The organism is Pseudomonas sp. ES3-33, from assembly GCF_000952175.1.
GTDB classification, from domain to species: domain Bacteria; phylum Pseudomonadota; class Gammaproteobacteria; order Pseudomonadales; family Pseudomonadaceae; genus Aquipseudomonas; species Aquipseudomonas gregormendelii.
The window spans coordinates 55,932-67,583 of sequence record NZ_JZRI01000040.1 but is presented as its reverse complement, the minus strand read 5'-3'; the positions used below and the strand labels follow the sequence as shown (position 1 = coordinate 67,583).

11 protein-coding genes are annotated in these 11,652 nt (G+C 62.6%); 4 read left to right on the top strand and 7 right to left on the bottom strand.

Features of this window, described 5'->3' with window-relative positions; translation table 11 throughout:
- Window positions 1–154 precede the first annotated feature (154 nt).
- Both UB23_RS05230 and UB23_RS05225 read left to right on the top strand, forming a co-directional pair.
- Complete coding sequence (locus tag UB23_RS05230; protein ID WP_045058263.1) at window positions 155–1,261, top strand: GGDEF domain-containing protein; 1,107 nt, start codon at window positions 155–157, stop codon at window positions 1,259–1,261.
- A complete protein-coding gene (locus tag UB23_RS05225; protein WP_045058262.1) occupies window positions 1,254–2,189 on the top strand; it encodes an iron-sulfur-binding ferredoxin reductase in 936 nt (311 codons plus the stop codon). The genes UB23_RS05230 and UB23_RS05225 overlap by 8 nt, the downstream gene beginning before the upstream one ends.
- 89 nt (window positions 2,190–2,278) lie before the next feature.
- Here UB23_RS05225 and pyk read toward each other — a convergent pair whose 3' ends face one another.
- Entirely contained in the window at window positions 2,279–3,730 is a 1,452-nt protein-coding gene (gene pyk / locus UB23_RS05220; protein ID WP_045058261.1) for a pyruvate kinase, read from the bottom strand.
- A gap of 157 nt (window positions 3,731–3,887) precedes the next feature.
- Between pyk and UB23_RS05215 the strand changes: the two genes are divergently transcribed.
- Entirely contained in the window at window positions 3,888–4,268 is a 381-nt protein-coding gene (locus tag UB23_RS05215; protein ID WP_045058260.1) for a tetratricopeptide repeat protein, read from the top strand.
- Between the two features lie 237 nt (window positions 4,269–4,505).
- Window positions 4,506–4,865 carry a PilZ domain-containing protein gene (locus tag UB23_RS05210; RefSeq protein ID WP_045058259.1) on the top strand — a complete coding sequence of 120 codons (360 nt, stop codon included), beginning with the start codon at window positions 4,506–4,508 and terminating at the stop codon, window positions 4,863–4,865.
- A gap of 15 nt (window positions 4,866–4,880) precedes the next feature.
- Here the strand turns inward: UB23_RS05210 and UB23_RS05205 are convergent, their stop codons facing one another.
- From UB23_RS05205 to UB23_RS05180, 6 genes are read right to left on the bottom strand one after another with little or no spacing between them, the layout of a single operon-like run.
- Complete coding sequence (locus UB23_RS05205) at window positions 4,881–6,212, bottom strand: DUF58 domain-containing protein (RefSeq protein WP_045058258.1); 1,332 nt, start codon at window positions 6,210–6,212, stop codon at window positions 4,881–4,883.
- Window positions 6,209–7,210, bottom strand: a complete 1,002-nt coding sequence (locus UB23_RS05200) for an AAA family ATPase (protein WP_045058285.1) — start codon at window positions 7,208–7,210, stop codon at window positions 6,209–6,211. Before UB23_RS05200 ends, UB23_RS05205 begins: the two co-directional genes overlap by 4 nt.
- Entirely contained in the window at window positions 7,210–8,373 is a 1,164-nt protein-coding gene (locus UB23_RS05195) for a DUF4350 domain-containing protein (protein ID WP_045058257.1), read from the bottom strand. Before UB23_RS05195 ends, UB23_RS05200 begins: the two co-directional genes overlap by 1 nt.
- A complete protein-coding gene (locus UB23_RS05190) occupies window positions 8,370–9,911 on the bottom strand; it encodes a DUF4129 domain-containing protein (protein ID WP_045058256.1) in 1,542 nt (513 codons plus the stop codon). Before UB23_RS05190 ends, UB23_RS05195 begins: the two co-directional genes overlap by 4 nt.
- On the bottom strand, window positions 9,898–10,875 hold the full coding sequence (locus UB23_RS05185) for a stage II sporulation protein M (protein ID WP_045058255.1): 978 nt from the start codon (window positions 10,873–10,875) through the stop codon (window positions 9,898–9,900). The genes UB23_RS05190 and UB23_RS05185 overlap by 14 nt, the downstream gene beginning before the upstream one ends.
- On the bottom strand, window positions 10,872–11,597 hold the full coding sequence (locus UB23_RS05180) for an RDD family protein (protein ID WP_045058254.1): 726 nt from the start codon (window positions 11,595–11,597) through the stop codon (window positions 10,872–10,874). Before UB23_RS05180 ends, UB23_RS05185 begins: the two co-directional genes overlap by 4 nt.
- Between the last annotated feature and the right edge of the window lie 55 nt (window positions 11,598–11,652).

The window sequence follows — 11,652 nt, the reverse complement described above, 5'->3', positions numbered from 1 at the left end:
AGGCAGGATTGACCAGCAAGTCGAGTCATGGTTTTGACGCCATTTTTTCGATCTTAGAATTGATTGGTCATTTATCAGGCTCGCCACTAAAGTGGCATCCGGACTGTAGAGTAGGACACTCAAACAGCGTTTTTTTCGCACGGTGAGTCAACGATTGACCCATAACGCCATCCAACGACTTTTACTCAAACGCTTCGCCCTCGCCGCCGGTACCTATGCCCTGGCCTTGCTACTACTGTGGCTGGCTTTTTTTACCGGTCATTACGATGCGCCCCTTGCCAGTGTGGTGATTGGCAGTGTGCTGGTGGTCATCACTCAGGTGGCACTGTTCGGGTACTTCTACAGTGGCCGCAACCTGCGCCTTGCCGACCCCAGCCTGACCGAAGCACAAGTGCTGCTGGGCCTGGCCTGGCAAACCTGGCTGATTGCCCACCTGGACGATGCCCGGGGCACGTTCCTGGTCTTTTATGTGTTGATCCTGCTGTTTGGCCTGTTCCATCTGTCGCGCTACGCGTTCATTCGTTGCGCGCTGCTGGTGTTCTTCAGTTTCAGCGCTATCACCCTGTGGGACGGTTACCATTTTCAGTTGGCTGACCCGGCTCTGGCCATCCTGCAGGTTTGCCTGCTGTTTATCGTGCTGGTCTGGCTGGTGTTTTACGCCCGTTATGTCCAGGCCTCGCGACAACGCATGCGCCAGCGCCGTTTTGCCTTGCAGGCGCACCAGGACACCCTGCGCGGAATGATGCGCCAGCTTGAAGACCTGGTGGCCACCGATGAGCTGACCGGCCTGTTCAACCGTCGGCACTTCCTGCGCCTGGCGACCCGCGAGTTGAACGCGATGGATGCTGATGTCGTGCACGGCCTGGCACTGATCGACCTGGATCACTTCAAACGAATCAATGATGTCCACGGCCATGCTGCCGGCGATCAGGTGCTGCAGGCGTTTGCGGCGGTCGCCAGCGCCTGTCTGCGCGAAGGTGACGTGCTCGCCCGCTATGGCGGCGAAGAGTTCGTGGTGCTGCTGCCCGACTGCAATGCCGAGCGCCTGACTTCATGTTGCGAACGTTTGCGCATCGCCTTTACCGACGTCGAGCTGATCGGCATCAGCGTTACCCACCTCAGCCTGTCGGCCGGGATGACATTACTGGAGTTGGGTGACGATCTGGACGATGCCTTGCACCGCGCCGACCAAGCGCTTTATCGCGCCAAACGCGACGGGCGCAATCGCTGCGCGGCGGCATGGGAGAACGCCGATGCCTGAGTTGCGCGTGGGCGAGCGGCGGTGGTCGGTCGCGCCGGGCAGCAACCTGCTCGACGCCTTGAACAGCAATGGCGAGGCCGTGCCATATAGCTGCCGCTCCGGCAGCTGTCACGCGTGCCTGGTGCAGTGCCTGCAAGGGCAGCCCAGCGACACCCGGCCCGACGCCCTCAGTCCCGAGCAACGCCAGCAGGGCTGGCGGCTGGCCTGTCAGTGCCAGGTTGTGGAGGATTTGCAGGTGCATACCTTCGATCCACAGCACGATGGTCGCCCCGCCGAGGTGAGTGCGATCGATTGGCTCAGCGCCCATGTGTTGCGCCTGCGCCTGGTGCCGCAACGCCCTCTGCGTTACAGCGCCGGGCAGCATCTGGTGCTGTGGGCGGGACAAGTCGCACGACCCTACTCGCTTGCCAGCCTGCCTCAGGAAGATCGATTCCTGGAGTTTCACATCGATTGCCGGCAACCGGGCGCGTTCAGCGATGCCGCCCGGCTGTTGCAGATCGGCGATTCGATCCGTCTTGGCGAGTTGCGCGGCGGGGCCCTGCACTACGATGCGGACTGGCACGAGCGCCCGCTATGGCTGTTGGCGGCGGGCACTGGGCTGGGGCCGTTGTTCGGCATCCTGCGCGAGGCATTGCTGCAGGATCACCAAGGGTCCATCCGCGTGATTCACCTGGCCCACGACCCCAGCGAACACTACCTGGCCAAGCCGCTACAGGCCATGGCCGCCACGCGCGCGAACCTCAGCATCGAGCTGTGGACCCCGGCGGATCTGCCCACGACACTGGCACAACTGCGCCTGGTTTCCCGGCAGACCCAGGCCTTGCTATGCGGCGGCCCCGACAGCGTTGATGCCTTTGCCCGGCGCCTGTACCTGGCGGGACTGCCGCGCAATCAACTATTGGCCGACGCCTTTCTGCCTCGCGGTTGAGTGCTGCTGCCTGGCGGTGGCCCATCAGATACCCCAAAAAAAGGCCCCCCAGCGCGAACTGGGGGGCCTCCTTTTTACTGGCTGAAGTCTCAGACCATCGGGTCGCCAACGTGCAGGATCTTCATGCCGTTAGTGCCGCCAATCGTGTGGTAGCTATCGCCTTTGGTCAGAATCACCCAGTCGCCTTTCTCCACGACACCGCGCTTGAGCAACTCGTCGATTGCAGCCTGGCTGACTTGCTCAGGCGGCAATGATGCCGGGTCGAACGGTACGGTGTAGACGCCACGGAACATGGCCGCGCGGGCCTGGGTTTCACGGTGCGGTGAGAACGCGTAGATCGGTACCGAGGAGCGGATGCGCGACATGATCAGCGGCGTGTAGCCACTTTCGGTCAGGGCGATGATCGCCTTCACGCCCGGGAAGTGGTTGGCGGTGTACATGGCTGCCAGCGCGATGCTCTGGTCGCAGCTTTCGAAGACCTTGCCGATGCGGTGGCTGGAGGTCTTGCTGGTCGGGTGCTTTTCAGCGCCGATGCAGATGCGCGCCATGGCCTGTACGGCTTCCAGCGGGTAAAGACCGGCAGCACTTTCGGCAGACAGCATCACGGCGTCGGTGTAGTCGAGCACGGCGTTGGCGACGTCGGACACTTCGGCACGGGTTGGCATCGGGTTCTGGATCATCGACTCCATCATCTGGGTCGCCACGATCACGGCCTTGTTGTGGCGGCGAGCGTGCAGGATGATTTTCTTCTGGATACCCACCAGCTCGGCGTCGCCGATTTCCACTCCGAGGTCACCACGGGCAACCATCACCGCGTCGGAAGCCTTGATCAGGCCGTCGAGGGTTTCATCGTTGGCCACGGCTTCGGCGCGTTCGATCTTCGCCACCAGCCAGGCGGTACCGCCAGCTTCGTCGCGCAGTTGGCGCGCGTATTCCATGTCTGCGGCGTCACGCGGGAAGGACACGGCGAGGTAATCAACCTCCATTTCAGCAGCCAGCTTGATGTCGGCTTTGTCTTTCTCGGTCAGGGCCGGTGCAGTCAGGCCGCCACCGCGACGGTTGATACCTTTGTGGTCCGACAGCGGACCGCCAATGATCACGGTGCAGTTCAGTTCGGTGGCGGTCGCGGTGTCGACGCGCATCACCACGCGACCGTCGTCGAGCAACAGTTCGTCGCCCACGCCGCAGTCCTTGACCAGGTCCGGATAGTCGATGCCGACGATCTGCTGGTTGCCTTCGGTCAATGGATGGCTGGTGGAGAAGGTGAATTGATCACCGATCTTCAGCTCGATCTTCTTGTTGGCGAATTTGGCGATACGAATTTTCGGGCCTTGCAGGTCACCCAGCAGGGCGACGAAGCGGCCGTGCTTGGCAGCGAGGTCCCGCACCAGCTTCGCGCGAGCCTTGTGCTCGTCGGGGGTGCCGTGGGAAAAGTTCAGGCGGGCGACGTCCAGGCCAGCCAGAATCAGCTGTTCTAGAACTTCCGGCGAGTTACTGGCCGGGCCAAGGGTAGCGACGATTTTGGTACGACGGACGGACATGCAAAGACTCCTGAGTTCAAGCGCTGAGTGAGGCTACTATGCTCTTGGGTTGTAGTCATTGTTCCCGTGCACTACTTATTCGTTTGTCTGTTGAAACGAACATTGCTGAAGATTTTCGCCGACGGGTCGATACAGAGTTCAAGACAGGAGAACCCTCATGCGATTCGTGCTCATAGCCGCCCTGGCCCTCAGTATCACGGGCTGCACCCGTTGGTCGATGAACCATCATTTAAATAACGCCTACAGTGCCTACGACCGCGGCAATTGCGAGCAAGTGACGCTCGAACTGTCGAAAGTCGAACGCGCCAGCCGCGCGCGGCCTTATGTATGGCCGGAAGTGTCGATGTTGCGCGGATTGTGCCTGGAACGGCAGAAACTGTTTGTCGATGCCGCGCAAACCTATCAATTCATCCTCGCATCGTACCCGCAAAGCGAATACGCGTTCCGCGCCCGTGCCCGCCTGGAGACCCTGCAGTCACTGGGCCATTACCCGCTGCGCAGCACCAACACCGGCGCCGTGCGGGCGACGCGTTTGTGATTACAGTTGTCATCCCAAGCCTGGCTCACGGCGTGGGGTGAGCTATAGTCCAAGGGCTCGGGTCTGGGGCCCTGTCTCCAGGTCGGCGCCACACCTGTGATCGGCCCAAGTAAGCGGCAGCGGTGCCACGGACTGTCGCACCAGGATCGGGGAGAGCGTACCCATTGCCCACGCAGGCGGGTCCGTTCCGAAGCATTAGTGCGGCCCTGCTTAAGGGCCTGGCATAGCGAATTCAGCATGTTCACCGACCGCCGGATCGAACGGCATCAGCTGCCGTATTTTCTGAGAGTGTTTAACAGCGTGACAGACAAACCCATCGGATTTCTGGGTAACGTGTCCGAGGACGGGCTGATGTTGATCAGCCAGTTGCCGATGATGGTCGGCGCCGATTTTGATTTGCGCCTCAAAATCCCGGCCACTGATGGCAGCCAGCAGATCATCGATGTGCGGGGATGTTGTCTTTGGTGCCACGAAGACGCGACGCCGCATCATTACGATGCCGGTTTCAGCCTGCAGCGAACGCCTGCGGAATATGGCTATCTGGTCAGCGCACTGAGGCAGTACTTCAGTTTCCAGCCGTTACCGGCCTCGGCCTGACAGCAAGCGCAAGCTTCAGGTGCTGCCACTGCGCTTCAGGCTTAAATAGTGCGTCACCAGCGCCGCGCCCAGGTCCCCCGGGCGCACATCCACCACCGGTACGCCATGGGCGCTCAGTCCCTCGTGGAGCTGCGCCCGTGAGTTCATGTAGTCCACCGTGCCGCAGTAGGTGAGTGATTCCTCGAGCGTCTGTACCGGAGTCTGCAGCACGCGGTCGAGCACCTCTTCGCGCAAGCTTGCCAGCAGCACCCTGTGTTGTTTGCCCAAGCGTTGAACGGCGCTGAGCAAGCCTTCATCGTCCTCGTCCCGCAGATTGGTGACCAGCACCACCAGGGCGCGGCGTTTCTGCCGGGCCAGTAGCTGGCTGGCGGCTGCCTGGTAATCCGCAGGGCGCTGGGTGGTGTCCAGGTCATAAACTGCATTGAGCAACACGTTGAGCTGGCCGCTGCCTTTGACCGGCGCCAGATAGCGCGGCTGGTCGCTGGCAAAGGTGCACAGGCCCACGGCGTCGCCCTGGCGCAAGGCGATATAGCTCAACAGCAGGCAGGCGTTGAGGGCGTGATCGAAGTGCGCCAGCTCGCCGTCCTGGCTGCGCATGCGCCGACCGCAGTCGAGCATGAAAATGATCTGCTGGTCGCGTTCGTCCTGGTACTCCCGGGCAATCGGCGTGCGCTGGCGCGCGGTGGCTTTCCAGTCGATCTGGCGTAGGCTGTCACCTTCGCGAAACTCGCGCAGCTGATGAAACTCCAGGCCCAGGCCCCGGCGTTGCCGCTGGCGCACGCCGAGCTGGCTGAGCCAGTTGTCCACTGCCAGTAGCTGGCCGCCGTAGAGGCGGGCGAAGTCGGGATAGACGCGGGTGCTGTCGATCACGGGTAACAGGCGCTTGTGCGTCCACAGGCCCAGTGGACTCGCCAGATTGATTTCGCAGTGTTCGAAACTGAAGTGGCCGCGCTTGAGTGGGCGCAGACGATAACTGAGCTGGCTGCGATGTCCCGGTTGAAGTTCGACCGACAGTGGCAGGTTCTCGACGCTCAGGCCATCGGGAGCGTGGTCATGCAGCTCAAGGGTTTGTGAGTGTGCTGAGTCATGTTCGACCTCCAGTCGCACGTCGCTCCAGCGCCCCAAAGCCAGGCTTGTGGGCATATGCCGGGTGATCCGCGGCGAGGCCTGGCGTTTGACGCGCACGGCGTCGAGTATCGCCAGCATCAGCAGTGCCAGGAGCAACCCCCAACTGATCGACGCCAGACTGGCGGGCAGCGCGACGCCGAGCGCGCGTAACGCTCCGAGCGCGATACCGATGGCCAGCAGCAATGCCAGCCAGATCAGCAGCAGGCGCGAGGGTTTCACAGCCGCGGTGCCGGCACTTGATCGAGCAACTGCCTGAGCACCTGGTCAACGTCCAGGCCTTCGATATCCAGCTCCGGGGCAATGCGCACCCGATGGCGCAGTACCGCCAGGGCGCAGCCTTTGATGTCATCGGGGATCACGAACTCGCCGCCGCGCAACAACGCCCGCGCCCGGGCACAGCGCACCAGCGCGATGGATGCCCGTGGCCCGGCGCCGAGGGTCAGGCCCGGCCAGCTGCGGGTGGTGCGCGCCAGGCGAACGGCGTAGTCGAGCACCTGGTCATCCAGTGCCAGGTCGCTGGCAATGCGCTGCAGGGCAAGCACGTCCTTGGCCTGTAGAACCGTGCGCAAAGGCTGCACGTCGAGCATGTCGGCGCGGGTCGAGCGGGTGACCTGGCGCACCATGTCCAGTTCCTGGCTGGCGTCGGGATAATCCATGCGCACCTTGAGCATGAAGCGGTCCAGTTCCGCTTCGGGCAGAGGGTAGGTGCCTTCCTGCTCGATCGGGTTTTGCGTGGCGAGCACCATGAACGGTTGTGCGATGGGCAGGGCGCGGCCTTCGAGGGTGACCTGGCGTTCCTGCATGGCTTCCAGCAGCGCCGCCTGCGTCTTGGCCGGGGCGCGGTTGATTTCATCGGCCAGCAGCAGGTTGGTGAACAGCGGACCCTTGCGCAACTTGAACTGTTCGGTTTGCAGGTCGTAGACCGCGTGCCCGGTGACGTCGCTGGGCATCAGGTCCGGGGTGAACTGGATGCGCGCAAATTCACCGCCGAAGCAACGGGCCATGGCGCGCACCAGCAGCGTTTTGCCCAGCCCCGGCACCCCTTCGAGCAGGACATGTCCGCCCGCGATCAGGGCGGTCAGCACGTCATCGATCACTGAATCCTGGCCGATCAGTGCCTTCTGCAACTCAGCCCTGACCGCCTGGGCCAGCTGGCTGGCGCGCAGGCGTTGCTGGGCGGCGTGGCTTGGCGTTCCAGGTTCTGGCTGTTCACTCATCATAAGGCGTTCCTCAAGGATTGCAGGTGGGCCACCTGGCGGCTGAAGTCGGCGCTGTTGAGCCGCTGCTTCGGTCGCGGGCTCATGGCCTGGCTGATAGCGCGTGTGGGTTGGCCGGTCAGGCGTGACAGCACCAGCCATTGTTCGGCGACGCCGAGTTGATCAAACCCCTGGTGACGGCGTCGCACGCGCCGCAGGATGTCCTGTCGCAAGGCTTGCAGCAGGCTCTGCTGGCCATTGCGGCGCAGCATGAAAGCAGCGCTGGCGCGCAAGTGTTCCTGCAGTTGGCGGCGCGCTGGTGCAGGGGTTTCCTGCAACGGGCCATGGCGTACGCCCGCGTGCCAGCAGCCCAGGCCGATCAGCGCAATCAACGCCACCAGTGCCTGGGGGAAATAGCGCAGCAGCAGGGTCACCAGGTTGTCGTGATCGGTATTGAACACCAACGTCACCTGCGTATCGGCGGTGAGGTACCAGAGCAGCCAGGCATTGTCGTACTGGTCGATGGCCGGGTTTTTCCACAGGTCGGCGTCGGTAACCACCACGATCGAGCCCAATCCGTGATTGAGTTGCATCATGTGCGTGGCCTTGGCGCTGTTGGCCCAGGCCTGCGCCAGGTTGTGCGGGTCTTCGAGATGAAAGGCGGTGTCGAAACCGGCGTAGGCCGGCCCTGCGTCATCTTCCAGGTAAAGCTTGGTGAGTTTGGGGTAGGGGTCATCACCGGGCGCAGTCGGCGGATCTTTCAGGTCTTTGCTCAGGGATTGATGCAGCTGTACGCGGTCGAGCAGCAGGTCGTTGCTTTGCCCGGTCCTGTCATCCCACAGGGACTCGGCGACGAACACCAGGCGCCCGCCTGCACGGGTCCAGTTCATGATCTGGTCGACCTGCCTGGGCGTCATGTTGTACCGGTCGCCGAACAGCAACAGGCTGTGCTGGCGCGGATCGAGCGAGGGCAGGATGTCGAGGCCATTGGCGTGGCCGACGCTCAGGCCCTGTTTGCGCAGGAAATGTTCGGCTGCCAGATAAGGGTTGGCCAGGGCTTCGGGCGCGGGACCGTGATCGATCTGCTCCTGATAAGGCGTGGCCTTCAGATACAGGTAGATAGCCAGGCACGCCAGCAGCACCGCGATGATCGTGCCGAGCACCAGGCCGTAACCGCGTTTCAACGCGAGGCTCCCGGGCCGAACAAGGCACGCCAGCCGTCACACAACTGCTGTTGTGCCAGTGTGGGAGGCACGCGATGCCCGTAGGCCATGTTCTGCCAGTGGCCGGTAAGGCTTTTACTGAAGGCGGCCAATGCCGGCTGGTTCAATTGTTCGATACGCTGCAGTACCTGGCCTTCGGTGTCGGCCGGTTTCAGCGGCATGTTGAAGTCGTGCAGCAAGTGGCTTAGCAGGGCACGATAGAGTAAGCCCAAGGCTTCTCGGGGTTGGGTCTGCCATAGCAGTTCGGCACTGGCGGCAATGTCGGCGGGCAAGGTTTCGCGGCCAAGGTCGAGGCCGAATGCCTGCCGGGGCGGCGCCCGCAGTGTTTTTCGGTCTGTCGGCGGACGACGGCTGACGAAGGCCTGCAGCCAGTCGCGGTAATGCCAGATCAACAAGCCCGCCGCCCCGATCACTGCGCCCCACAGCAACGCTTCGAGCAACGTCGCCACTGCGCCAAAACGCTGGGCGTCGAGCAGCTCGAGCAATGCCTTGAGCCAGCCAGGGGCGGGGTCATCATCAGCGTTCCCAGGGCCCGCTTGCTCTTCGCCGAAGCGATAGCGGGTCACGGTTTCCCTGTTCTTGAACGGCGGGTTATCGACGATTGCCTTGATGCTGTCCCGGGAGGCCTGACTGGTCAGGGGTTGCTCCAGAAGGCGCGGGCTATCAGGGGAAACGGCCGGCTCTGCGGCCCAGGCATCTTGCATCGTGGGCATCAGTAAAAAACTCGCCAGCAGTACAACGGCGGCAGTGCTCAGGCGCTGGCGCAGTCGGCGAAACACCAGTTCGAGGTCCCAGGCTTCCAGCAGCGTGCGCCGGTTCAGGTACAGGCTGAAACCGCAGGCTACATAGATCGGTTCCCACACGATCAACACCAGTACGTAAAAGAGATTGCTCAGGTGTTCGAGCCACCCCCAGTCCTGCTGACTGGCGGAAATCAAGGCTTGCCAGCCCCAGTCGACTTCAATCTGTTGCGGCAGCAGCAGATAGAACAGCACCATCAGGCCAATCCACAATGCGCTCTCCAGGTGCACGCCGATGATCGTCAGCCAGCGCGCCGCATTGGCGTCGCGCTGCATCAGGACTTGCAGGCGCTGTTCCCTTGCCTGGCCATCGAGGCCTTCGAGTTGCATGACCGGCATCAGGAAACTGCGGCTCAGGCTCAGGCGGCGCCAGGTCAGGCTGGCGATTAACTGAGGCTTTAGCAGCCGCGGCCATTGGCGCAGCGCCTGTTTTAATGTCGGTGTTTCACCGAACAGTGCTGTCGAAAGGATCAACAAGGGCAGGCGTTCGAATGCCGGTTTCAACCACCAGAAAATGAACACGGCCAGGGTGGGTGAATCCCATAGCAGCACACTGAGCAGCGCAAACACCGGCAGGGTCACGATGGCCCAACTGGTCATCAGCAAGCGGCGATGACGCTGGCTCAGCAGCACACCCAGGTCCATGGCTTCCCAGGTTCGGCGGGGGCGAATCACGACCGTTGCATCACTCAGACGCATGGCGCGTCCGTCCGGCAAACAGTAGATACGCACTGACCAATGACCAGAGCACGGCGCCGACCAGGTACTTGATGGCGGGTGCCGGCCCGGTCATCGATGACCAGTACGCTTCGATAAAGGCGGCAATTACCAGAAACAGCATCACCCCGCAGATCAGGCCCACGCTTGTCCTGGCCGCCGTTCGCAAGGCCTCGGCGCGCCTCAGCCGTCCCGGCGCGATCAACGCCCAGCCCAGTTGCAGGCCCGCAGCACCCGCCAGCACGATGGCTGTGAGTTCAAAGGCGCCGTGCCCGATCACGAACGACCAGAAGGCTTGCCCGAAGCCGATATGGGTCAGGTGGCCGGCCACCGCGCCGATCATCAAGCCGTTGAAGACCAGGAAAAACGCGCTGCCAAGGCCAAACAGCAACCCGCTGGCGAAGGTTTGAAAGGCGATGCCGATGTTGTGCATGATGTAGTAGCCGAACATCACCCAATCCTCGCTGGCTGCCCGTTCCGGCGTGCGCCCCAGCTGACCGGATTCGGGGTTATACATTTCCTGCATTTGCCTGACCTGCTCCGCCGGAATCAGGTTGTAGATCAGCTCCGGAATCCAATACACCAGCAGCGCAAAGCCGATCAGACTGGCGAAGAACAGCAGGCCTGCCGCGAGGACGAAGTGCCACTGCTCGCGCACCAGTCGCGGAAAGCCGGCCAGGATAAACGCCAAGGCCTTGGCTCCCAGCTGGCCGCGTTGGCGGTACAGTTGCTGATGACCACGTAGGGCCAGTTGCTGCAATGAGTCAACCAGGAAGCTGCTGTAGCCACGCTCACGGGCCAGCGCCAGTTGATGGCACAGGCGACGGTAGTCCGCAGGGAAACTGCTCGCGCCGGAGGTTTTTTTGCCCCGTTCCAGGCCGTCGAGCGTCAGGGAAAATCGATCCCATTCAACCCTGTGGCGGTTCTCGAACAGACTCTGCTTCATGCCGGCCCCATCAAGCCGCGGGCAATCCCGCCGAGTTCGGCGACGGCCTTCGGTGCGTGGAGTTGCAAGGGTTGGGCGACGATGGCGGCCAGCTCGTCGGCCCGTGCTGCAGAAAGGTCACCCTGGCGTTCGGCAAATCCGAGGATGGCCCGCTGCTCGGCCAGGGTAAGGGTCACCACGGGACGACGGGGTTCGACGTCAGGCAGCGCCGGGCGCTTGAGCGGTTGTTCGCGGTAGATCACCAGCGTGCCGGCGGCGAGGTCGCCCAGGCGTTTGAAGGTAGGGTGTTGCAGGCAACTGATCGCGCCCAGGGCATAGCCGAAGGGCAGCATGTCAACGAACCGCAGCAGGTTGCGCAACAGCGAGGCGGACCAGCCGACCGGGGTGCCATCGTCCTGTACCACGCGCAACCCCATCCACTGCTTGCCCGGCGAACGGCCCTGGTTGAGCACTTCAAACAGCACCATGTACCACCAGCTCACGACGAACAGCAGGATCGAACCCAGGCCAGCGCCGAGCTTTCCCAGAAAAGACAGCACGATGAACAGCAAGCCGAGGATCAACCCGCGCAAGGCCAGGTCGATGGAGAAAGCCAGTACACGCACCACCAACCCGGCCGGACGCAGTGGCAGGTCGATGCCCTCTGGCGTCTCGACCTGATGCCGCGTGTCCAGTGGCGGTGACAGCGTCGCTTTCCTTGGCAGTGCCGGGGTCTCGAGCATGGGCAACCTTGATGTAGCCTGTTCGGGATTCGATCGACTGGATGCTAACAGCCTC